Origin of the sequence: Kitasatospora viridis, from assembly GCF_007829815.1 — a bacterium.
Taxonomy (GTDB): domain Bacteria; phylum Actinomycetota; class Actinomycetes; order Streptomycetales; family Streptomycetaceae; genus Kitasatospora; species Kitasatospora viridis.
Genome location: NZ_VIWT01000001.1, coordinates 1,286,337 through 1,307,723, shown reverse-complemented (window position 1 = coordinate 1,307,723; position 21,387 = coordinate 1,286,337). Strand labels below are relative to the sequence as shown.

Annotated in this window: 19 protein-coding genes and 1 pseudogene; 5 read left to right on the top strand and 15 right to left on the bottom strand. The window is 74.6% G+C overall.

Annotation, left to right across the window (positions count from 1 at the left end; translation table 11 throughout):
• Positions 1-7 precede the first annotated feature (7 nt).
• Positions 8-1,615 carry a PucR family transcriptional regulator gene (locus FHX73_RS05880; protein ID WP_145903851.1) on the bottom strand — a complete coding sequence of 536 codons (1,608 nt, stop codon included), beginning with the start codon at positions 1,613-1,615 and terminating at the stop codon, positions 8-10.
• A 170-nt stretch (positions 1,616-1,785) separates the two neighbouring features.
• On the opposite strand from FHX73_RS05880, the gene pruA reads away from it, so the two are divergent.
• Both pruA and FHX73_RS05870 read left to right on the top strand, forming a co-directional pair.
• Positions 1,786-3,414: an L-glutamate gamma-semialdehyde dehydrogenase gene (pruA, locus tag FHX73_RS05875; protein ID WP_145903849.1), complete on the top strand. Its 1,629-nt coding sequence runs from the start codon at positions 1,786-1,788 to the stop codon at positions 3,412-3,414.
• 114 nt (positions 3,415-3,528) lie between these two features.
• Positions 3,529-4,458 carry a proline dehydrogenase family protein gene (locus FHX73_RS05870; RefSeq protein ID WP_145903848.1) on the top strand — a complete coding sequence of 310 codons (930 nt, stop codon included), beginning with the start codon at positions 3,529-3,531 and terminating at the stop codon, positions 4,456-4,458.
• Between the two features lie 52 nt (positions 4,459-4,510).
• On the opposite strand, the gene FHX73_RS05865 is transcribed toward FHX73_RS05870, so the two are convergent.
• The 4 genes from FHX73_RS05865 to FHX73_RS05850 all read right to left on the bottom strand — a co-directional run bounded on the left by FHX73_RS05865 (position 4,511) and on the right by FHX73_RS05850 (position 7,281).
• On the bottom strand, positions 4,511-5,143 hold the full coding sequence (locus tag FHX73_RS05865; protein WP_145903847.1) for a GOLPH3/VPS74 family protein: 633 nt from the start codon (positions 5,141-5,143) through the stop codon (positions 4,511-4,513).
• A complete protein-coding gene (locus FHX73_RS05860; protein ID WP_145903845.1) occupies positions 5,140-5,400 on the bottom strand; it encodes a type II toxin-antitoxin system antitoxin in 261 nt (86 codons plus the stop codon). The genes FHX73_RS05865 and FHX73_RS05860 overlap by 4 nt, the downstream gene beginning before the upstream one ends.
• Positions 5,401-5,412: 12 nt before the next feature.
• Entirely contained in the window at positions 5,413-6,354 is a 942-nt protein-coding gene (locus FHX73_RS05855) for an SPFH domain-containing protein (protein WP_145903842.1), read from the bottom strand.
• A gap of 141 nt (positions 6,355-6,495) precedes the next feature.
• On the bottom strand, positions 6,496-7,281 hold the full coding sequence (locus FHX73_RS05850) for a putative protein N(5)-glutamine methyltransferase (protein WP_145903840.1): 786 nt from the start codon (positions 7,279-7,281) through the stop codon (positions 6,496-6,498).
• A gap of 225 nt (positions 7,282-7,506) precedes the next feature.
• On the opposite strand from FHX73_RS05850, the gene FHX73_RS05845 reads away from it, so the two are divergent.
• Positions 7,507-8,673, top strand: coding sequence for a damage-control phosphatase ARMT1 family protein (locus FHX73_RS05845; RefSeq protein WP_246213372.1), 1,167 nt, complete (start codon positions 7,507-7,509; stop codon positions 8,671-8,673).
• Here the strand turns inward: FHX73_RS05845 and FHX73_RS05840 are convergent.
• Together FHX73_RS05840 and FHX73_RS05835 are read right to left on the bottom strand one after the other, a co-directional pair.
• Positions 8,639-9,340: a scabin-related ADP-ribosyltransferase gene (locus FHX73_RS05840; protein WP_246213371.1), complete on the bottom strand. Its 702-nt coding sequence runs from the start codon at positions 9,338-9,340 to the stop codon at positions 8,639-8,641. The two genes, FHX73_RS05845 and FHX73_RS05840, sit on opposite strands and share 35 nt — an antisense overlap.
• 170 nt (positions 9,341-9,510) lie before the next feature.
• On the bottom strand, positions 9,511-10,218 hold the full coding sequence (locus FHX73_RS05835) for a GbsR/MarR family transcriptional regulator (protein WP_145903834.1): 708 nt from the start codon (positions 10,216-10,218) through the stop codon (positions 9,511-9,513).
• A 211-nt stretch (positions 10,219-10,429) separates the two neighbouring features.
• On the opposite strand from FHX73_RS05835, the gene FHX73_RS05830 reads away from it, so the two are divergent.
• On the top strand, positions 10,430-11,632 hold the full coding sequence (locus FHX73_RS05830) for a serine hydrolase domain-containing protein (RefSeq protein WP_145903832.1): 1,203 nt from the start codon (positions 10,430-10,432) through the stop codon (positions 11,630-11,632).
• 22 nt (positions 11,633-11,654) lie between these two features.
• Here FHX73_RS05830 and FHX73_RS05825 read toward each other — a convergent pair.
• The 4 genes and pseudogenes from FHX73_RS05825 to FHX73_RS44540 all read right to left on the bottom strand — a co-directional run.
• Positions 11,655-11,810 (bottom strand): annotated as a pseudogene (locus FHX73_RS05825) (DNA-binding protein); the annotation flags it as partial.
• 68 nt (positions 11,811-11,878) lie between these two features.
• Entirely contained in the window at positions 11,879-13,486 is a 1,608-nt protein-coding gene (locus FHX73_RS05820) for a peptide chain release factor 3 (RefSeq protein ID WP_246213370.1), read from the bottom strand.
• Positions 13,487-13,542: 56 nt separating this feature from the next.
• Entirely contained in the window at positions 13,543-14,703 is a 1,161-nt protein-coding gene (locus FHX73_RS05815; protein ID WP_145908092.1) for a TerD family protein, read from the bottom strand.
• A gap of 359 nt (positions 14,704-15,062) precedes the next feature.
• A complete protein-coding gene (locus tag FHX73_RS44540) occupies positions 15,063-16,388 on the bottom strand; it encodes a hypothetical protein (RefSeq protein WP_170304859.1) in 1,326 nt (441 codons plus the stop codon).
• A gap of 414 nt (positions 16,389-16,802) precedes the next feature.
• Here FHX73_RS44540 and FHX73_RS05810 point away from each other — a divergent pair, with 414 nt between their 5' ends.
• Positions 16,803-17,306, top strand: coding sequence for an SsgA family sporulation/cell division regulator (locus tag FHX73_RS05810; protein ID WP_145903831.1), 504 nt, complete (start codon positions 16,803-16,805; stop codon positions 17,304-17,306).
• Positions 17,307-17,382: 76 nt separating this feature from the next.
• Here the strand turns inward: FHX73_RS05810 and FHX73_RS05805 are convergent, their stop codons facing one another.
• The 4 genes from FHX73_RS05805 to FHX73_RS05790 form a co-directional block, all read right to left on the bottom strand.
• Positions 17,383-18,801 carry a helix-turn-helix domain-containing protein gene (locus FHX73_RS05805; RefSeq protein WP_145903829.1) on the bottom strand — a complete coding sequence of 473 codons (1,419 nt, stop codon included), beginning with the start codon at positions 18,799-18,801 and terminating at the stop codon, positions 17,383-17,385.
• 158 nt (positions 18,802-18,959) lie between these two features.
• On the bottom strand, positions 18,960-19,892 hold the full coding sequence (locus FHX73_RS05800) for a carbohydrate kinase family protein (RefSeq protein WP_145903828.1): 933 nt from the start codon (positions 19,890-19,892) through the stop codon (positions 18,960-18,962).
• 28 nt (positions 19,893-19,920) lie between these two features.
• Entirely contained in the window at positions 19,921-20,940 is a 1,020-nt protein-coding gene (locus FHX73_RS05795; RefSeq protein ID WP_145903826.1) for a M56 family metallopeptidase, read from the bottom strand.
• The gene (locus tag FHX73_RS05790; RefSeq protein WP_145903825.1) at positions 20,937-21,377 is read right to left on the bottom strand and encodes a BlaI/MecI/CopY family transcriptional regulator; all 441 of its coding nucleotides are present in this window, start codon (positions 21,375-21,377) and stop codon (positions 20,937-20,939) included. The genes FHX73_RS05795 and FHX73_RS05790 overlap by 4 nt, the downstream gene beginning before the upstream one ends.
• Positions 21,378-21,387 lie beyond the last annotated feature (10 nt).

The following is a 21,387-nucleotide window of genomic DNA, read 5'->3' as shown; positions in this document are numbered from 1 at the left end:
CGACTCGTCAGTTGTCTTGGTCGGCGCTCGGAAGCCGCAGTTGGAGCATCGCGAGCAGGCGCTGCTGCGGCTGCGCCAGGTCGATCCCGGTGAGCTGCTCGGCCCGCCGCACCCGGTAGCGCAGGGTGTTGGGGTGGATGTGCAGCGACTGCGCGGCCACCCGCACCTCGCCGAGCGCGTCCAGCCAGGCCAGCACCGATTCGGCGAGCCGGGTGCCGTGCCGCGCGTCGTAGTCGGTGAGCGCGGCGAGCCGCGGGTCGCGCAGGCCGGGGCGTTCCTGGAGCAGCGCGAGCACCTCGCTGACCAGCACCTCGGCCTGCACGTCGAGCAGTGCGGCGACCTCGGGCACCACCCCGCCGCGGCCCATCGCGTCCAGGATCCGGTCGGCCTGGGCCCGGGAGTCCGGCACCTGGGCCAGCCCCGGCACGGTGGAGCCGATCGCTGCCCGCAGTTCGACGCCGAGGTGGGTGCGGGCGGCGGCGACCACTTCGAGCGCCCAGTCCCGCACCGTGCTCAGCGGCAGTGCGGGCGGCAGGTCGGGCAGCAGCACGTAGATCCGGGAGTCGATCGGGGCGAGCAGCGCGCCGCGGTGCCGGGCGGCGGCGTGCACCGAGATCAGCCCGGTCACCTCGGCCCGCACGGCCTGTCCGCCGGCCGTCGCGTAGCCGAGCACGGTGGCCGGGCGGTGCGGGTTCAGGCCGAGGTGGGTGGCGAGCGACTGCGGCCCGGTGGAGCCTTCGAGCAGGCCGGTCAGCAGGGTCTGGGTGAGCCGCACGTCGGCGGACACCTCGCGGCGCCGGCGCACGAGTTGGGCCGCGGCCACCCGGGCCGCGCCGACCAGCGCCTGCTCGGCCTGCGGGGCGAGCGGCTGGGAGCCCTCCTGCACCCAGATGGTGCCGAGCGGTTGGGCGCCGGCCCGGATGCCGATGGCGAGCCGGCGGCGCAGCCCGAGTTCGGGGTGCGGTTCGACCGCGATGACGGTGTCGGAGCTGCGCAGGTGCTGGAAGATGCCCCACTCGCGGAGCTTGGAGAGGTAGGGCTCGGGGCCCTGCCAGCCGAGGATGGAGAGCCGGCGCAGGTCGTCCACCTCGTCGGAGTCGGCCGAGCGGGAGTAGGCGAGGACCCGGCTGGAGGTGTCCTCGATGGAGACGATGCCGCCGGTGAGCGCGGCGGTGGTCTGGGCGAGCGAGAAGAGGTCGCCGACGTTGGGTTCCACCGACTCGGGCGCGTCGGGGCCGGCGAGCACGGCGCGGGCCAGCGCGTCCAGGTGTTCCCAGCGGGTCTCCCGGCGGACCGAGAGCAGGGCGACCCCGGCCTCGGTGGCGGCCTCGCGCAGCGCGTCGGCCTGGCCGGGGGCGTCGAGCTTGACGGCGACGGCCGCGGCCCGGGCCCGTCCGGCGGCGCGCAGGGCGGGGAGTGCGGCGCGGCCGCGGGCGCCGATGGCCAGCACCAGTTCGCCGGGGGCGGCGGTGGCCGGGTCCTCGGGGTCGAGGATCGCCACGTCGCTGACGGGCACGTCGAGTCCGGCGGGGGCGGCCTGGAGTTCGACCAGCGGTTCGCCGAGTGACATCAGCAGCTGGCGGAGCGGGATTCCGGCGGGGGCCGCGCCGGTCATCGGCCTCACCTTCATCCGTTCGAACAATGCCGTATGGATGACTTTAGCCGCCCGGCCAACCTGATGGACCGTCCGCGCGGCTTAACGTTCCTCCATGGCCGCAGTGCGCACTGCGGCCATGACCCCCAGGACTTACAAAGCCCCCCACGACTCGAAGGAGAGCGCGCGTTATGGACGCTGTGACCCAGGTCCCCGCGCCGGTGAACGAGCCGGTCCACAGCTACGCCCCCGGCAGCCCCGAACGGGCCCGGCTTGAGGCGAAGCTGAAGGAGCTGGGGGGCCAGGAGCCCGTCCAGCTGACCATGACGATCAACGGCGAGCACCGCATGGGTGCCGGCGCCGAGATCCACGTCGTCCAGCCGCACAACCACGCGGCTCGGCTCGGCACCCTGCGCAACGCCACCCAGGCGGACGCGCAGGAGGCCATCGACACTGCCCTGGCGGCTGCTCCCGCCTGGCAGGCGCTCTCCTTCGACTCCCGGGCCGCGATCTTCCTGAAGGCCGCCGACCTGCTGGCCGGCCCGTGGCGCGAGACGCTGGCCGCCGCGACCATGCTGGGCCAGTCGAAGACCGCCCAGCAGGCGGAGATCGACACCCCCTGCGAGCTGGTCGACTTCCTGCGCTTCAACGTGCACTTCGCCCGGCAGATCCTCGCCGAGCAGCCGATCTCCTCCGACGGCGTGTGGAACCGCAGCGACCACCGCCCGCTGGAGGGCTTCGTCTACGCGATCACCCCGTTCAACTTCACGGCGATCGCCGGCAACCTGCCCACCGCCCCGGCCCTGATGGGCAACGTGGTGATCTGGAAGCCGTCCCCCACCCAGCAGTTCGCCGCGCACTACCTGATGCAGCTGCTGGAGGCCGCGGGCCTGCCCAAGGGCGTCATCAACATGGTGACCGGCGACGGCCTGGCCGTCTCCGAGGTGGCGCTGAAGCACCCGGCGCTGGCCGGCATCCACTTCACCGGCTCCACCGCCACCTTCCAGCACCTGTGGCGCGAGGTCGGCACCAACATCTCCGGCTACCGCACCTACCCGCGGATCGTCGGCGAGACCGGCGGCAAGGACTTCCTGGTCGCCCACCCGTCGGCCGACCTCGCGGTGCTGAAGACCGCGATGGTCCGCGGCGCCTTCGAGTTCCAGGGCCAGAAGTGCTCGGCGCTCTCCCGCGCCTACGTGCCCGCCTCGCTCTGGGCCGCGCTCAAGGACGAGCTGCGCGACGAGGTCGAGGGCCTGACCATGGGCGACGTCTCGGACCTGGCGAACTTCATGAGCGCCGTGATCGACGAGCGCGCCTTCGCCAAGAACAAGGCCGCGATCGACCGCGCCCAGGCCGACCCGCAGGTCGAGGTGCTGGCCGGCGGCACGTACGACGACTCGGTGGGCTACTTCGTCCGCCCGACCGTGCTGGTCTGCCAGGACCCGGCGAGCGAGTACTTCCGGGACGAGTACTTCGGTCCGGTCCTGGCCGTCCACGTCTACCAGGACGAGGACTACGAGGCGATGCTGGCCCAGATGGAGTCGGTCTCGCCCTACGGCCTGACCGGTTCGATCATCTCCCAGGACCGCGCGGCGGCCCAGGACGCGGCCGAGAAGCTGCGGTTCGCGGCCGGCAACTTCTACATCAACGACAAGCCGACCGGCGCGGTCGTCGGCCAGCAGCCGTTCGGTGGCGGCCGGGCCTCGGGCACCAACGACAAGGCCGGCGCCAAGCAGAACCTGGCCCGCTGGACCTCGACCCGGTCGATCAAGGAGACGTTCGTCCCGCCGACCGACTACCGCTACCCGCACATGGGCTGACGGTCCGTCAGGCACCAGTAGGTCCCCGAGGTCCGCACCTCACGGGGGCGGCGGCTCCCTCACCGCCGCCCCCACCCCTTTCTTCCTGCCCCACGCCCCCACCAGGGAGTCCCGATGCTCCGTTCCGCCCTCCTCGCCGCCTCGCGCTCCCCGCAGGTGCGCACCCTGGTCGAGAAGTTCCCGCCCACCCACGCGATAGTCGAGCGGTTCGTCGCCGGCGAGCTGCTCGACCAGGGCATCACCGCCACCGACGAACTGGTCGCCACCGGTCGCAAGGTGACCCTCGACCACCTGGGCGAGGACACCAAGGACGCCGGCCAGGCCGCCGACACCGCCGAGGCCTACGAGCACCTGCTGGCCGCCCTCAAGGAGACCGGCCTGGCCGCCGGCGCCGAGGTCTCGGTCAAGCTCTCCGCGGTGGGCCAGTTCCTGCCGGTGGACGGCGAGAAGATCGCGCTGGAGAACGCCCGGCGGATCTGCGCGGCGGCCAAGGATGCGGGCACCACGGTCACCCTGGACATGGAGGACCACACCACCACCGACTCCACCCTGTCGATCGCCCGCGAGCTGCGCGCCGACTTCCCGTGGCTGGGTGTCGTGCTGCAGGCCTACCTGCGCCGCACCGAGGCGGACTGCAAGGACTTCTCCGGCCCCGGCTCCCGGGTGCGGATCTGCAAGGGCGCCTACAAGGAGCCCGAGTCGGTCGCCTTCCAGGGCAAGCACGAGGTCGACCTGGCCTACGTCCGCGCGCTCAAGGTGCTGATGGCGGGCGAGGGTTACCCGATGGTGGCCTCGCACGACCCCAACATGATCAAGATCGCCGGCCAGCTGGCCGAATGGAACGGCCGCACCCGGGACAGCTTCGAGTACCAGATGCTCTTCGGCATCCGCCCGGAGGAGCAGCTGCGACTCGCCCAGGCGGGCAACACCATGCGCGTCTACCTGCCGTACGGTCAGGAGTGGTACGGGTACTTCATGCGCCGCCTCGCGGAGCGCCCGGCCAACCTGACCTTCTTCCTGCGGGCGATGGCCACCAAGGGCTGAGCCGCAGGTCCCCCAAGGCTCCCGAGCGGGGAGATCGGTCGCTGCCGCGTCGTCAACCCGACGCGGCAGCGGCGTCCTTGGCGCGGATCGCGCGCCGCAGCGCGGCCGGCACCGGGCCGCAGAGCGCGGCCAGGTCGGCGATCCGCTCCTTGTGCTCGCGCCGCTGACGGTGGTTCAGCGCCGCCGAGAGCCGGGCCGCGTCGGCCAGCGCCACCAGCGCGGCGTCGGCCGCGCCCACCCGGGTCAGCGGGTCTCGCAGGGCCGAGGCCAGCGCGGCGGTCAGCGCCTTGCGGACCCGCGGGTCGCGCGGCTCGCTCCGCACCACCGGGAACAGGCCCAGCAGCCGGCGCTCCTCCAGCCGAAGCACGCCCTGCCCGGCCAGGCTCTCCCGGACCAGCCGGACGGTCGGGCGGCGCGGCTGGATCCAGCGGTGCCAGGACCGCGGACGGCCCTCGGCGATCTGCCGCAACTGCTCGGCCAGCAGCGGGTCCAGGCCGGCCGGGGCCGGGCCGGCGGCCACCGGGCGGCCGCGCTCGTCGCGCAGCAGGCCGAGCCGCAGCAGGTCGGCCAGCTGGGCCGCGCGCAGCAGCAGCGGCAGGTTGGAGCGGCCGGTCAGCCGACCGCGCTCCGGGTCGTGGGCCAGTAGGAACAGTCTGGCGTGCAGGGTGTCGGGAAGGTCGGTCACGAGGTCTCCTCCTCGGTCTCCGGTTCGCTCTCTCCGCCCGGGGGGTCCGCACCCGGTTCGGACTCCTTTGGCGGCCGGCCACGCTTGGGCAGTCGGCCCACACCGCCGGGCAGCCGACCGTAGTCGGCCAGCGCCCGGCGCAGCAGGAACTCGATCTGGGCGTTGGTGCTGCGCAGTTCGTCCGAGGCCCAGCGGGCCAGCGCGTCGTGGACCGCGGGGTCCAGCCGCAACAGGATCTTCTTCCGCTCGGTCGCCACCTGCGCGCGCTCCTACTGGTACAGGGAGCCGGTGTTGACCACCGGCTGGGTGCCCCGGTCGCCGCAGAGCACCACGAGCAGGTTGCTCACCATGGCGGCCTTGCGCTCCTCGTCGAGCTCGACCACGTCGCGCTCGGCGAGCCGGTCCAGGGCTTCCTCCACCATGCCCACCGCGCCCTCGACGATCAAGCGGCGGGCCGCCACCACGGCGCCGGCCTGCTGGCGCTGGAGCATCACCTGGGCCACCTCGGGGGCGTAGGCGAGCTGGGTGATCCGGGACTCGACGACCTTGACGCCGGCCGCGGCGACCCGGGTGGCGATCTCCTCGGAGAGCCGGCCGGTGATCTCGTCGGCGCTGTCGCGCAGCGAGAGCTGGCCGGGCTGGTGGGCGTCGTAGGGGTAGCTGTTGGCGATGTGCCGGACCGCCGTCTCGGTCTGGATGGCGACGAACTCCACGAAGTCGTCGACCTCGAAGACGGCCTTGGCGGTGTCCTCGACCTGCCAGACCACCACGGCGGCCATCTGGATCGGGTTGCCGTCGGCGTCGTTCACCTTGGCGGTCTCGGTCTCGTGGTTGCGGATCCGGGTGGAGATCCGGCGGCGCGAGGTGAACGGGTTGACCCAGGTCATGCCGTCGGCCCGGATGGTGCCCCGGTAGCGGCCGAACAGCTGGACCACCCGGGCCTGCCCGGGGGAGACGACGGTCAGCCCGGCCCAGAGCAGCAGGCCGCCCACGGCCATCACCGGGCCGGCGGCGATCATCACGCCGCCGGCCGGGCCGTTCTGGTGCGCGCCCAGCGCGGCGGCGCCGGCCACCGTCAGCGCGGCGCCGCCCAGCAGGCCGAGCAGGGTGAGGGCGAGCATGGGCAGGCCCGCGCGACCGCGGATCACCTTCTCGGTGACCTTGGGGGCGGGCATTTCGACGTTCTGGACGTGCGGTTCCTGAGCGGTCATCGGACCGGCTCCTTTCCTCCCGTTGGGCCCGTTATCACTGGCCTAGCAAAGTGATATCACTTTCTGCGGGCGAGTGGAAGGGCAGCGGGTGGAAGGGTGGGGCGCGAGGGCGGGTGCCTCGGTGGTTCAGGGCTTGGTTGTTCAGGGCTTGGTGGCGACCACTACGGTGGCGTCGAGCTCCTCGTCCTCGGCCACCTCGGGGCGCAGCCCGACCGCCCGCACCGCGGCCAGCGCCGCCGGCACCTGGCGCACGCTGGTCTCGAAGAGCAGCGCGCCGCCCGGGGCCAGCCACTGCGGAGCCCCGGCGGCCACCCGGCGCAGCACCGCCAGCCCGTCCGGCCCGCCGTCCAGCGCCACCCGGGCCTCGTGCTCGCGGGCCTCGGCCGGCAGCAGGGCGATCTCGCCGGTCGGCACGTACGGCACGTTGGCCACCAGCACCCGGACCGTGCCGCGCAGCCGAGGCGGCAGCGCCTCGAACAGGTCCCCGCGGTGCGCGGTGCCGCGCCCGGCCAGGTTGCGGACCGCGCAGGCCGCCGCGGCCGGGTCGATGTCGGCGGCGTGCAGCTCCACCGCGACGGCCTCGGCCAGCACGGCACCCAGCGCCCCGGACCCGCAGCACAGGTCCACCACCACGTCGTCGGCCCGGGCCAGTGCGACCGCCCGGGCCGCCAGGAACTCGGTGCGGCGCCGGGGCACGAACACCCCGGGGTCCACCTCGATCCGCAACCCGCAGAACTCGGCCCAGCCGAGCACGTGTTCGAGCGGCAGGCCGGCCGCGCGCCGCTCGACCATCCGGGCGGCGGCCTCGGGCGAGTCGGCGGTGGCCAGGATCAGGTCGGCCTCGTCCTCGGCGAAGACGCAGCCGGCGGCGCGCAGCGAGGCGGTGATGAGCGAGGCGGTGATGAGCGAATGGTGCGGAGCGTTCATGGCGCAGGAACCTTTCGGGAAACCGAAGGGCGCTCTCGCGGCTCAGCTCGGAAGACGGCGACCGCACGGGGGGAGCACCCGGACAACAGCGTTGATGGGTCTCACCTCCTCGGTCGGGGCCCGGCACGGGCAGGAGCGAACGCTACCAGACCGGGGCGCGGCCCCTGCGGCGGTGCGCGGGGCGGCGCGCGCCGGCGGCGCCGGGCATGGCCTACTGTCGTACCCGTGTCGACCGCACCCGTGATCCGCTGCGACCTGCCCGGGTCCTTCGCCCGGAGCGTCTTCCACGAGCGGCACCCGGAGTTGGTGCGCCGGGTGCTCGCCGCGCTGCCCTACGGGCCCGGCGAGCGGGCGGCGGTGGAGCGGCTGCTCGCGGAGAGCACCGGCGGCCTGCTCGAACCGCTGCCGGCGCACGCCCATGACGCCGCGCGCTGGCTGGAGTGGGGGGAGGGCCGGTGGGGGCGGCCCTGGGGTGAACTGCCGTTCCTGTGGGCGGAGAGCTACTTCTACCGTCGGCTGCTGGAGGCCACCGGGTACTTCGGGGCGGGGGCCTGGCAGGGCGTCGACCCGTTCGGGCCGTTCAAGGCCGCCGAGTTGGCGGGTGCGGCGGTGGACGAGGAACTGGCGGCGCTGGACGACCCCGACGGCTCGGCGCCGCAGGCGCTGCTCGGCTCGGCGCTCTGGGGCAACCGGGCGGACCTCAGCTTCGGGATGACCGCGGCGCCCGGCGCGGGCTCTGGCGCCGGCGGCCTGCTGGTCGATCAGAGTGCGCTGTTCTGGGGCGAGTTGGCGCGGGCCGACGGTGGCCGGGTCTGCGTGGTGGCGGACAACGCCGGCCGGGAGCTGCTGCCCGACCTGGTGCTGATCGACCACCTGCTGGGCACGGGCGGCGCGGCGCGGGTGCTGCTGTACGTGAAGCCGCAGCCGTACTTCGTCTCCGACGCGACGATGGCCGACGTGCTCGCCTCGGTCGAACGGCTGCGGGCCGCGCACCCGGTGGGGGAGCGCCTGTGGCGGGCGATGGGCGACGGCACGCTGGTGGTCCGCACGCACCCGTTCTTCTGCGCCCCGCTCCCCTTCCACGAGCTGCCCGCCGACCTGCGGGCCGAGTTCGCGGGCGCGGCGATGACGATCGTGAAGGGCGACCTCAACTACCGCCGCCTGGTGGGCGACCGCTACTGGCCGCCGAGCACGCCGTTCGCCGAGGCGGCCGGCCACTTCCCGTCCGCCGTCACGGCGCTGCGGACGCTGAAGTCGGAGGTGGTCGTCGGGGTCGATGACGCCACGGTCGGCCGGCTCGACTCCTCGGACCCGGCGTGGCGGACCAGCGGCCGCCACGCCGTGGTGCAGGTGAGCGTCAGTGGGCGAGGGCGCCCGCGAAGCGCGGGTTGACCTTGCAGCCGAGGTTGTCGTAGGTGTTCACCTTGGTGACCGGATCGGTGCTCACCAGCTGGTACTTGCAGGCGTCCTTGATGTACTCGCCCCTGATCCCGCCGGGGAAGTCGATCTCCTTGTTCCACAGGTAGGGGGACTGGTAATTGTCCACCGCGGCAGTGGCGTTGACGTCGATGCCGCCGGGCGCGTCGATCTCGTAGACCCACCCCGTCTTCGCAGCACCGTAGGTGGCGAACTTCTGCGCCACCCACTGCTCGCAACTGGTGCTCAGGTGGGCGGTGTTCTGCCCGCCGCCCTTGACGATGTAGTCGGCGAGCGGGGTGAGGTCGGTGCCGCGCGGAGTGAAGCCCTGGTCGAAGAGCTGCTCCACGTTCTCCCGGGTGTCGCCGCGCCAGAGGGTGTTGGTGTCGTGGCGCCACTGCCATTTCTCGCTGCGCGCGGCCTGCCAGACGGTCGGGGCGATGCTCGGCGTGGTGGTGGTGCGCCACCAGTCGACCGGGTCGTAGGACTCGACCGGCCCGCAGGGCCCGGTGTCGGGACCGCCGGCCCGCACGGCGGCGGTGGCGACGGTGTGCGGGCTGCTCGCGTCGGCGGGTGCGGCGAGGGCCAGGGAGGCGGTGGCGAGCGCGGTGGCGGCGGCGATCCGAAGAGCTGATTTCAACATGTTGGAACCCATCAAGTGATCAACAGGACGGGCAAGTTCTACCGGCCGCGTCGATCTTGGACGGGCCGTAACGACGCACCGTCACACCTGCGGGCGAACCTTTTCCTCCGTCGGGAGTCGATCGGAGACGCGCGTCGACCGCCTGCCTGCCTGCCCGCCCGCCCGCCCGCTCAGCCCGGGCCGCTCGCGCGGCGGCGCTGCTCGACGGCGCGGACCAGGTCGGTGCCGATGTCCTGGAGGAACCCGGCCGCCGTGTCGAGACGCTCGCCGGCCGGGGTGGCCGGGCCCAGGAGGTTGGCGCCGTCGCGGGCGAACTCGGCCAGCAGGGCGTTGCGTTGGGCGCTGGCCAGCATTGAGCGGTACCAGACGTCGGAGTCGATCAGGTAGCTCTCGCGGCGGCTGTGCTCGTCCCGGTCGCGGCGGATCAGCTCCTGGGCCTCCAGGTAGCCGACCGCCTTGGAGACCGAGGCCGGGCTCACCCCGAGCCGTTGCACGAGGTCGGCGGCGGTCAGGCTGCCGCTGTCGGTCACGTAGAGGCAGCTGAGCACCCGGGCCACCATGCGGGGCAGGCCGAGGTGCACCAGCAGGTCGGCGAACCGGCCGGCGAACTCGGCGATCGCGGCCGGATCGCGGCCGTCCGCCATGGCGGCTCCGCCGGCGGTGCGTGCCGCGCCCGGTCGGCGGCGGGCGCGCCGGGAGGTGGCGCGCTGGGCGGCCTCCGCGCGGTAGTGGGCGGGGCCGCCGTTGCGGCCGATCTCCCGGGTGACCGTGGAGGTCGGCCGGGCGATCCGGCGGGCGATCGCCGCGTAGTCGAGCCCCTCGGCGAGACCGGTGGCGATGGTGCGGCGGTCCTGCTGGCTCAGCCTGGCTCCTGGCACGGGCGGCTCCTCTCCTCGCGGAGGAGTATCCGCACCGGGGCGGGGCGGTTGCAACCACGGGTGCATTCATCGGCACCGTCATTGCAATGATGGAACGTCAGCGACCTGCGGTTTCATGCTGCTTGACGCAATGAGTAGTTGATGGAACCTCGAACATCGCCGTACGTTTCTCACCGAAGCCGAACGCACGAACCGATCAGGGGGACCCGCCATGAAGACCACCGCCCGCGCCGCACTGACCACCGCACTCACCGCCGCCCTGCTGGCCGCCACTCCGGCCGCCTTCGCCGCCGACGGCGGCCGGAGCGGCGGCCACCACGGCCACCAGGCCCTGCAGACGGCGCTCGACCAGGCGATCACCGGCGCCGGCCTGCCGGGCGTGACGGCCCTGGTGAAGGACGGCGGCTCGACCTGGTACGGCCAGGCCGGCACCGCCGACCTGAGCACCGGTCAGAAGTTCCAGCCGCAGGACCGGTTCCGGATCGGCAGCACCACCAAGACCTTCGTCGCCACCGTGCTGCTCCAGCTGGAGGCCGAGCACCGGCTGAGCCTGGACGACACCGTCGAGCAGTGGCTGCCCGGCCTGGTCGACGGCAACGGCTACGACGGCTCGAAGATCACCATCCGCCAACTGCTCGGCAACACCAGCGGGATCGCCAACTTCGCGACGGCGGTGCAGGACGAGTTCAGCGGACTGCCGTTCCTGCAGCACCGCTTCGACAGCTTCACCCCGCGCCAGCTGGTCCAGCTGGGCACCGCCACCCCGCCGGCGTTCGCGCCCGGCACCGGCTGGGGCTACTCCGACACCAACTTCGTGCTGGCCGGCATGATCGTCGAGCAGGCCACCGGCCACACCCTCGGGCAGGAGATCAGCGACCGCCTGCTCAAGCCGCTGCACCTGAAGAACACCTACGAGCCGGCCGCCGACGACACCGGCATCAACGGCCCGCACGGCCGCTTCTACTCCAAGCTGGGCCCGACCTACGCGCCCACCGCCCAGGTCTACGACGTCACCGAGCTCAACCCGACCTGGGGCTGGGGCTCCGGCGACCTGATCTCCACCGAGGGCGACCTGGACACCTTCTTCCAGGCCCTGCTGAAGGGCCGGCTGCTGCCGCCCGCCCAGACGGCCGAGATGTTCACCATGACGGACCCGGGCAAGGCCTGGATCCCGGGCACCGACTACGGCCTGGGCGTCGCCTCGGTCACCCTCTCCTGCGGCCGGGTCTGGGGCATGGGCGGCGCGATCGACGGCTCCTGGTCCTACACCTTCGGCACCCGCGACGGCCGGCACCTGTTGTCCACCGAGACCAACGGTGACTGGGCGAACGACGACCCGTCCTACCTGGGCCCGATCTCGGTGTTCGACAAGGAGCTGGAGGCGGAGTTCTGCGGTGCGGGCGCGCAGGGCTGAGGAGCCGTCCGTCGGGCCGCGGTCAGATCTTGATGACCGCGGCCCGGGCTCCGCACAGGACGGCGAGGTCCTCCGGGTCGGAGGTGAGGACGGTCACCGGGCCGGGCGCGGCGAGCGCGGTCGCCGCGAGCATGGCGTCGATGGCGTACTCGTGCCCGTGCAGGCCGGCCTCGACGAGCACGGCAACGGGCCGGTCCACCGGGGAGTTCGTCCCTTTCGGTGGCCGGCCCGTTGATGAGCTGACGATCAGTCCGCCGTCGCGATCAGCGGGTCGAGGCGGATGTCCGGCTTGGCGCGCTGGAAGGCGCTCAGGTGCCACTTGTCGGCGAACAGGGCCAGCAGGGCGTCGTCGGAGCGGCGGGTGAGGACCTCGGCGTCGGTGAGGCGGGCCTTGGCGAGTTCGGCCTGGCCGTCGGGGTCGGTGACCCGGGCGAGCTTGTAGGAGAGCCGGTCCAGGGTGATGGGGGAGGAGAACTCGTGCTCCATGCGGTGCAGCACGACGTCGAACTGCATCGGGCCGACGGCCGCCATCACCGGGGCCTGGTCGCCGCGGCGGTCGGAGACCAGCACCTGGACCACGCCCTCCTCGTCGAGCTGGGAGACGCCGCGGCGGAACTGCTTGGAGCGGGAGATGTCCTTGGGCCGGGCCACCGCGAAGTACTCGGGGGCGAAGGCCGGCAGCGGCGGGAAGGTGGCCTTGCGGCCGGTGTAGAGGGTGTCGCCGACCCGCAGCGCGCTGGCGTTGATCAGGCCGACCACGTCGCCGGGGTAGGCGGTGTCCACCACGGTGCGCTCGGCGCCGAAGACGGTGGAGGCGTACTTGGTGGCGAAGGAGCGGCCGCTGGCGGCGCGGGTGACGTTCATGCCGCGCTCGAAGACGCCGGAGCAGACCCGGACGAAGGCGATCCGGTCGCGGTGCGCCGGGTCCATGTTGGCCTGGATCTTGAAGACCACGCCGGAGAAGTCCTCGGTGACCTCGCGGCTGCCGCCGCCGTCCAGCGGGCGCGGGCCGGGCGCGGGGGCCAGCTCGACGACCGCGTCCAGCAGCAGCTTCACGCCGATGTTGGTGAGCGCGGCGCCGAAGAAGACCGGGGTGATCTTGCCGTTCTCGAAGGCCTCCTGGTCGTAGCCGGGGCCGGAGTCGAGGGCCAGCTCCAGCTCCTCCAGCGCCTCCTGCCAGAGGTCGCCCTCCTGCTCGGCGGCCTGGGCCGAGTCGAGGACCTCCTCCAGCGCGACGCGGGTGCCGCCGGGCTCCTTGGTGTAGCGGACCATGTGCTCGGTGTCGGAAGCCTGCACGATGCCGCGGAAGTTGCCGGCGGGGCCGACCGGCCAGACCTGCGGGACCGGGGTGATGCCGAGCACGTTCTGGATGTCGTCCAGCAGGGCCAGCGACTCGCGGCCGCGGCGGTCCCACTTGTTGATGAAGGTGATCACCGGGACGCCGCGGTGCCGGCAGACCGCGAACAGCTTGCGGGTCTGCTCCTCAAGGCCCTTGGCCGCGTCGACCAGCATGATCGCGCAGTCCACCGCGGAGAGCACCCGGTAGGTGTCCTCGGAGAAGTCGGCGTGGCCGGGGGTGTCCACCAGGTTCATCACCCGCTCCCGGTAGCCGAACTGCAGCGCGGCGGAGGTCACCGAGATGCCGCGCTCCCGCTCCAGCTCCATCCAGTCGCTGGTGACGCCGCGCCGGTCGCCCTTGCCGTGCACCGCGCCGGCCGAGTTGATCGCCCGGGCGTGCAGCGCGAGCGCCTCGGTCAGCGTGGACTTACCGGCGTCGGGGTGGCTGATCACCGCGAAGGTCCGCCGGCGGCCGGCCTCGTCGATGACCTGCGCGGTGCTGATGGACTGGCTCACTTCTCACTGACCTCTGGGTCGCCGGACGGGCACAAGCAACCCATGCTACCGCCCGGTCAGAGCAGTGCCGCCGACGGTTTCACCATCCCCCGGGCGGTCTTGGCGTCGACGAACTCGCCGATCGCCGTCATCACCCACTCGCCGTTGAAGTGCCGGATCAGTTTGCACATCACCACGCCGGTGTGGGGTTCGGCGTTGGTGAGGTCGAAGCGGACCAGCTCCTCGCCGCTGGTGGCGTCGAGCAGGCGGCAGTAGGCGTCCTTGACCTCGGTGAAGCGCTGGCCGCTGAAGGAGTTGACCACGAAGACCAGTCCGCAGACCTCGGCGGGCAGGCCGTCGAGGTGCACGTCGATCGCCTCGTCGTCGCCCGCGCCCTGGCCGGTGAGGTTGTCGCCGGTGTGCTGGATCGCGCCGTTGAAGACGTTCAGCTTCATGAACCAGACGGTCTCCAGCCGCTCCCGGTTGGCGTCGAAGGCGATGCAGGAGGCGTCCAGGTCGATGTTGCGGCCGCGCTTGGCGGGTTCCCAGCCGAGCGCCATCCGGACCGAGGTGAGCGGCGGCCGGCCGGTCTTCACCAGGGAGACGGAGCCGCCCTTGACCAGGCTGACCCGGCCCTTGTCCAGGTTCACCCGGGGCGGTTCGGTGGGCATCGGCGGCGCCGCGGGCGGGGCGGGTGCGGCCGGTGCGGCGGGGGCGTAGGCCGGCATGGGCGGTGCGGCCGGCGGCTCGTCGACCGAGACGCCGAAGTCGGCGGCGATCCCGGCCAGCCCCTCCGCGTAGCCCTGGCCGACCGCGCGGATCTTCCACTCCGCGCCGCGCCGGTACACCTCGACCACCACCAGCGCCTTCTCCCGGCCGAGCCGGGGCGGGGTGAAGGTGGTGAGCACCCGGCCGGTGTCCGCGTCGCGCACGGTGGCGGTCGGCTCGACGCCGGCGAAGCTGGCCGCCGGGTCGTCCAGGCTGGCCACCACCAGCACCTTGGCCACGTCGGCGGGCACCGCCCAGGTGTCCACCGTGATCGCGTCCGGGATCGCGCCGGTGGCCGGACGGTGGCTCACCCCGGGGCCGCGCGGGGCGTTGTAGAAGACCAGGTCGGCGTCGGAGCGCACCTTGCCGGTGGCGCTCAGCAACAGGCCGGACACGTCGAGCCGTTGAGGGGCCGTCACCTCGACGGTCACCCGGGCGGCGGTCAGCGGGGCGTTGGCACCCGGGGTCAGCGCCTCGGTCACGTGGTCCTCCTCGGCTGTGCGGGGCGCGAGCGAGCAGGCGCGTGCGCCCCTGGCGCGCTGGTCTGCGCCCAGCCTAACCGGGGGACCTCTAGGGCGTGTCTTTCGGATCACGTCGGATAGCGGGCGTCTCCCCCAGCCTTCGGCCGGGAGGTGCCCCCACGGGTGCGTGCATCGGCGGCGCCGAGGATGGGGGCCCCTCCCAGCCGAAGGCTGGGGGAGAGTCCATGCGGAGCATCGGCGACTGACGAGAAGCCGTCGTGGGGGTCCCTCCCGGCCGAAGGCTGGGGGCGTGCGTGCCCCGGCGGCGACCGCCCGGCGTGATCCGAAAGACACGCCCTGACGGGGGGTCAGCGCGGTCGGGCCGAGGCGAAGTCGCCATGCGCGGCCACGGCTTCGGGGCGGGTGAGGGCGAAGCCGGAGGCGGTCCAGTGGCTGCCCGCGCCCCGGATGCCGGGGGCGGCGCTGCGCGCGGTCTGCACGGTGAAGGCGTAGTCGCCCGGCAGCACGTCCTCGCCCGGCGCCGGGGTGAACCGGTAGACCAGTTCGGCGCCGTCCTGAAGCACCGTCACCCGGGCGCCGGGCAGCGAGCTCCAGCACATCGCGCCGGCCCCGGCGTCGGCCCGGGCCAGGCGCAGCTCGGCCTCCACCACGGCGAGCGGTTCGGTGACGGTGAGCGTCACGGTGTGGCGCACGCCCAGGCCGCTGCCGACGGCGCGGGCGCCCCGGCCGGTCAGCACGGCGGAGGCGTCCGGGGCGGTCGGGGCGGTCGGGGCGGTCGGGTCGGCGGCGGTGCCGGTGGCCTCGGGGGCCGGGCGCGGGGCGGGGATCAGCGGGGTGACGGGGGTGGGCGGCTCGGGGGAGCGGGCCGGCGGCACCGGGGCGGGGGCGGGCTGGTCGCTGGTGCCGCTGCCGGGCGCGGGCGCGCTGCTCGGTCCGGTGCCGGAGCAGACGGTGCCGCCCGGGGCGGGCGGGGTGCTGCTGCCGGCGTCCACCGCCGGGTCGGCCGCGGCCGCCGGGTCGCTCGGCGTCGGCTGGGCGCCCACCGGCGCGGGCGTGCCCGGGAGCACCCCGGCCGTGTAGCCCGGGTGCGGGTGGTCGCCGGCCGGCTGGGCGGCCGGGGCGCCGGTGGGTGCGGCGCTCGGGGAGGCGCCCGGGGTCTGGTCCGCGGGGGCGCCGGTCGCGGCGAGCGGCGCGCGGTCGTCCGGCCCGACGGCGACGGCCGGCGCGGAGGCGTCGGGCCCGGCGGTGGCGGGAGCGCCGGGCGCCCCGTCCTTCGGGCCGGCCGGTGCCGTGGTGCGGGTGCCGGGCCGGGCCACCGCCCCGCCCGAGCGCACCGGTGCGGGGCTGCTGGCCGAGCCGGCCGCGGGCGCGCCCGGCCCGGCGCCGCCGGCCAGTGGCGCGACGGCGCCGCCGGGCACGCCGCCGGGGGTGTTGCCGTCGGTGGGGGTGGCGCCGACCGTGGTCATCCGCACCCCGTAGCCGACCCGCTGCTGGGCGCTGATCAGCCAGGTGGTGGCGATGCTGATGCCGACCACCGTGGACATCGCCATCGCGGCGCCGGAGACCTTGATCGCGGGCAGTCGGAGCTGGCCGACGAACGGCTTCGGGCGGCTGTGCCGGCCGTTCGGCACATCGGCCCGCCCTGCCGCGGGGGTGCTCTCCCGGTGCGTCACCGGATCCCTCTCCTCCCCAGTCGGCCTCCCCGGCCGACTGCCGCTGCCCAGGTCGGCGCGGGTCGGCCCGCAGGAACCGGAGACCGGTCGCCCCCGTGGGCCCACCCGTATCGACAGACTGACGAGAGTACCAGCGCGGCGCCGCTGCGTAACCGGCGTGGGTGGCCGGGGCGGGCGCCAGGGGCGCTGCCCCGGGTGGCGCGAATTCACGGTAACTTCCACCGCACGCCGAAAACTGACGTACCGTCGTATGGATCGCACCGAACGCGAGCGCGGTTCCCGCGGGCGGGGCGGGGTGCCCCAAGGGGCATTGCGGGGCGGTGCGGGGGTGATGCAACCCCCTGCAACCTTTGCGGTCCGCGCGGGCATCGATGCAGGCTGAGCCGTTCCCGACTCGCCCCCGGAGTAGCAGCCATGCCGCGCGATCCACTGTCTGCCAGCAGCGAAGCCCCGTACCCGGTCGGGCAGGGGGCCAGGCCGCAGTCCCCGCCCCGCCCGGCCGTACCGGTGGAGGAGGTCCTGACCCTGCGCATCGCGCTGGGCCGGGACAAGGTGGGCACCGTGCCCACGCGCTTCCGGTACGAACCGGAGCACCCCTACGAGGTGCTGGTCACCTTCCACCTCGGCCGCCCGGACGAGGTGGACTGGGTGTTCTCCCGCGACCTGCTCCGCGACGGGCTGCGCGGGCTGACCGGCCAGGGCGACGTGCGGCTGTGGCCCGCGCACTGCCCGTGCCACGGCGCCACCCTCCACCTGGCGCTCGAATCCCCTTACGGGAGCGCCCTGTTGGAGGCCTCCGCGCCCCGGGTGCGGGACTGGCTGGAGCGCACCTACGCCGAGGTGCCGGAGGGCGCCGAGCCGGACGGCGGTCCGACCGACGCGCAGCTCACCGCGCTGCTGCTGGGCGACCTGGACTGACCGGTCGGCAGTAACCGGTCATCGCTACGTGACCGACCGGTAACTGACGACGCATCAGATCGGTACCGAGTGGGTCTCAGATCGGCTGCGGCGCGTCGTCGGCCTGTCTGGGGCAGGGGATCGCGCCGGGCAGCGGCTGCGGCCGATCGGTGGTCCGGCAGCCCGGCAGCATCACCGAGCCGGAGTCCAGCAGCGCCCGCAGCCGCCGGATCCCGGGCGCCGAGGAGGCCGGCAGCAACTGGTAGGCGTCCTGCGGCCGGACCACCTCGACCTGCACCGACTCGGCGAACCGGTACGGCCGGTGCTCCAGCAGCCCGCCCAGGTAGCGGCGCAGCCGGGAGAGCTCGGCCCGCACGGTGACCGTCCTGGACGGGTCGCCGAACAGCCCGTCGGCGAGCTGCGCGGCGGTCCGCCCGGGCTGGTGGGTGGCGAGCAGCAGCAGCAGTTCGGCGTGCCGCGGGCTGAGCGGGTGCGACCAGTTGCCGGCGCCGCCGCGCACCGAGACCACCGGGTGGTCGGCGCTGCTCAGGTCGAGCACCAGCCGGGCGCCGGCGGCCTGTTCGGAGACGGCCTGGCGGCAGTCGGTGAGCGGCCGGACCAGCCAGCCGTCGGCGAGCGGCTCGACCGCGCAGTGACCCAGTGACGGCAGCCAGTGCACCGGGGCGGCGCCCCAGCCGTCGGCCGGCAGCCGCAGCCGGTTGACCGGCGTGAGCAGCCCGGCGGCGGCGGCCGTCCAGCCGTCCCGGTCCACCACCAGGGCCGGGCCGGTGGCCTGGGCCAGCACCGGCTCGGCGACCGTGCGCAGCCGGTGCAGCGACTCCAGCTGGGCGGCCCGCAGCTCGGTCTCGGCCAGCTTGGCGGCGGTCACGGCGAGCGCCAGCAGCTGCGGGTGGACGCCGCGGGCCGGGCCGCTGAGGTCCACCACGCCGGCCACCCGGCCGGTCCGCGGGTCGCGGACCGGCGCGCCCACGCAGGTCCAGGCGTGCTGGTTGAGCATGTAGTGCTCGGTGGAGTGCACCCGCATCGGGCGGCCGGTGCGGGCCACCGTGCCGATGCCGTTGGTGCCCACGGCGTCCTCGCCCCAGTGGCCGCCGGTCATGAAGCCGATCAGGTCGCCGCTGCGCCGCAGCTGGCGCGGGCCCTCGTGCCACAGCAGGGTGCCGGAGGAGTCGGCCACCGCGAGGATCAGCGGCAGGTCGGAGACCGGGTCGAGCAGGGCGGAGCGCAGCGCGGGCATCACGGCGTCCAGGCCGCTGCTCCGGCGCCGGTGCTCCACCTCGGCCGGGCCGAGGTGTTCGGGCTCGCGGCCGCGCTCCGGGTCCAGGCCGAGCCGGCGCAGCCGCTCCCAGGAGTCGCCGATCTCGGGGCGGGGCGCCCGGGTGGGCACCTCGCCGGAGGCCATCTGCTCGTGGGTGCGCCCGGTGTCCGGCTCGGGTTCCGGTGCTGAGCGGGCCGGAGCCGGCTCGCCCCGGCCGAGGTGCGCGATGTTCCGCATGGTGACTGCTCCCCTTGCCGCATTCCCGGTTCCGCCGGCCGGGCAGGGTCGGGCTGGCCCTGTTGCCCACAGCGTAAGGGTGCGGGTGGGGCCCAGGTCGAGCGGTCGGCGCACGGTTGCGGGTTCTTGACCCGGCGCCGGTTGCGGCCGACGGTGGGTCAGCCTTCGTCCAGCTGCCCGGCCCAGGGCGGGTCGGCCCCGGCGACGGCGCAGGTCAGCGCGGCGACCCGGGCGGCGTACGCGGCCGCCGCGGTCACCTGCGGCAGGTCGGCGCCGGTCAGCCGGCCGCCCAGCAGGCCGGCCAGCCCGAGCCGGTGCAGCAGGCCGGCGGTGAACGCGTCGCCCGCCCCGACCGTGTCGACCACCCGGGTACGAACGGCCTCGACGGTGGCCCGCTCGCCGCGCAGCGAGACCAGCGCGCCGCGCTCGCCGAGGGTGAGCACGACCAGCGGGACGCCCAGCGCGTGCCAGTGGTCGATCGCCTGATCGGGGGTCAGCCCGGGGTGCAGCAGCGCCAGGTCGTCGGCGGAGAGGCGTAGCAGGTCGGCCAGGGCGCACCAGTGCGCGATGCGCTCCCGGTACCGCTCGGGGGCGACCAGCAGCGGCCTGAGGTTGGGGTCGATCGATACGGTGGCGTGCGCTCCGGCGCGGGCCAGGAACTCCTCGACGGCCACCGCTCCGGGGGCGCGCACCAGGGCCAGCGAGCCGGTGTGAACCGCCGTGCAGGCCGTGAGGTCGACGGCGGCGAGCTCGGCCGGCTGCCACTGGAAGTCGGCGGTGCCCTCGGCGTGGAAGGTGTAGCCCGCCTGCCCGTCGGCGTCCAGCGCGGCGATCGCCAGGGTGCTCGGCTCGGCGGCGGCCACGCAGTCCGCCAGGTCCACCCCGGAGCCGGTCAGCCGGGCGCGGAAGAGCGCGCCGAACGGGTCGCCGGAGAGCCGGCCGAGGAACCGGGTCGGGGTGCCGAGCCGGCCGAGCGCGGTCGCGGTGTTGGCCGGGCCGCCGCCGGGGTGCACGGTGAGCGCCAGCTCGCCGGGGCGGCCGTCGGTGGTGAAGGCGTCGGCCACGCACTCGCCGAGCACGGTGATGGTCATCGGGTGGGTACCCCCCTGGTCGGCCGGGTCAGCGGCGGGCGCCGTCCTCGGCGAGCTGGGCCCGCTCGACGGTGCGGTGCAGGTCCTTGGTGGCCACCGCGGTGGCGGCGGTGCTGACGGCCAGGCAGGCGGCCAGCGCGAGCGCGGTGACCGCGCGCCGGCGCGCGCTGGGGCCCTTGGCGGGCGCGAGCAGGGTGGTCTGCCGGGGCGAGAGCAGCGCGGCCACCCGGCGGGGGACCGGGCCGGTCGCGGCGGCGGGGGCCAGCAGCGGGCGGCGGCTCGGGGTGCGGGCGGCGGCCAGGGCGGCCCGCCCGACCGCGCGGGCGGTCACCGCGCGGTCGCCGACCGAGTGGGCGGCGTCCTCGTCGGCCCAGCGCTCCAGGTGGTAGCCGAGCGGGGCGCGCAGCTGGCGCAGCGCCGGGTGCAGCACCGCGGCGTACTCGGCGGCGGCCAGGAAGAGGTGGTGACGGGAGGTCAGGTGAGCGCGCTCGTGGGCCAGCAGGGCGGCCCGCTCGGGGGCCGGCAGGGCGCGCAGCATGCCGGCGGTGACGACGATCCGGCCGGGGCGCCCGGGCAGCGCGAAGGCGTCGGCGTGGTCGTCGTCCAGCACCTCCAGCGGGTGGCCGGTCGGGGCGAGCCAGTGCTGCGGGCGGGCCAGGTCGCGCAGCCGGGGCCGGCGGGCGGCCGGCAGGCCGAGCGCGGTGCGGGCCCGGCGCAGGTCGCGGTACTGGTGGTGGGCGGTGCGCAGGGTCAGCACGCCGGTCACCACCAGGGCGGCGCCGGCGAGTGCGGCGAGCACCTCCGCGGTCGGCGAGGCGTCGGCCAGCCAGGGCACGGAGAGGTGGCCGAGCGCGGCGACGGCGGGGATCCGCAGCAGGCCGGTGGCCACCAGCAGGCCGAGCGAGGCGGCGCTGGCGCCGGCCAGCAGCGCGCCGGTGCAGCCGAGCACCCAGGCGGCGGGGCGGGGGGCGAGCGCCTCGGCCAGGCGGCGGGCGGCGGGGGCGGCCAGGAACGGCACCAGGAACGGCAGCCAGAGGACGAGGATCACCCGCGGCCGCCGTCCCGGCCGTGCGGGCCGTTCGGGACGTCGTGACCGTTCGGGCCGTCGTGGCCGTTCGGGCCCTCGCCGAGGAGTTCGCGCAGCAGCCGCTCGTCGGCGTCGGAGAGGTCGGAGACGAACCGGGCCAGCACGGTGGAGCGGTCCTGCTCGCGGTCGAGCTCGGTGCGCATCCGGCGGGCGGCCAGTCCGGCCGGGTCCTGCACGGTCGGGGTGTAGACGTAGGCGCGGCCGACCCGGGTGCGCTCGACGGTGCCCTTGTCGTGCAGCCGGGCCAGGATCGTGGCGACGGTGGTCCTGGCGAGTTCGCCGCCCAGCGCGAGTTGGACGTCCTGCGGGGTCAGCGGCCGGTCGGCGGCCCAGAGCGCGGCGAGCACCTGCGCCTCCAGCTCCCCGGACGGGCGGCGCGCCGATGGCAGTTCCGGCATGTCGCGGTGA

Coding starts and splice junctions, on each gene's coding strand:
- FHX73_RS05790 (WP_145903825.1), bottom strand. CDS start 21,377: ATGCCGGAACTGCCATCGGCGCGCCGCCCGTCCGGGGAGCTGGAGGCG.
- FHX73_RS05800 (WP_145903828.1), bottom strand. CDS start 19,892: ATGACCATCACCGTGCTCGGCGAGTGCGTGGCCGACGCCTTCACCACC.
- FHX73_RS05870 (WP_145903848.1), top strand. CDS start 3,529: ATGCTCCGTTCCGCCCTCCTCGCCGCCTCGCGCTCCCCGCAGGTGCGC.
- FHX73_RS05810 (WP_145903831.1), top strand. CDS start 16,803: ATGCCGCGCGATCCACTGTCTGCCAGCAGCGAAGCCCCGTACCCGGTC.
- FHX73_RS05840 (WP_246213371.1), bottom strand. CDS start 9,340: ATGTTGAAATCAGCTCTTCGGATCGCCGCCGCCACCGCGCTCGCCACC.
- FHX73_RS05805 (WP_145903829.1), bottom strand. CDS start 18,801: ATGCGGAACATCGCGCACCTCGGCCGGGGCGAGCCGGCTCCGGCCCGC.
- FHX73_RS05850 (WP_145903840.1), bottom strand. CDS start 7,281: ATGAACGCTCCGCACCATTCGCTCATCACCGCCTCGCTCATCACCGCC.
- FHX73_RS05855 (WP_145903842.1), bottom strand. CDS start 6,354: ATGACCGCTCAGGAACCGCACGTCCAGAACGTCGAAATGCCCGCCCCC.
- pruA (WP_145903849.1), top strand. CDS start 1,786: ATGGACGCTGTGACCCAGGTCCCCGCGCCGGTGAACGAGCCGGTCCAC.
- FHX73_RS05830 (WP_145903832.1), top strand. CDS start 10,430: ATGAAGACCACCGCCCGCGCCGCACTGACCACCGCACTCACCGCCGCC.
- FHX73_RS05880 (WP_145903851.1), bottom strand. CDS start 1,615: ATGACCGGCGCGGCCCCCGCCGGAATCCCGCTCCGCCAGCTGCTGATG.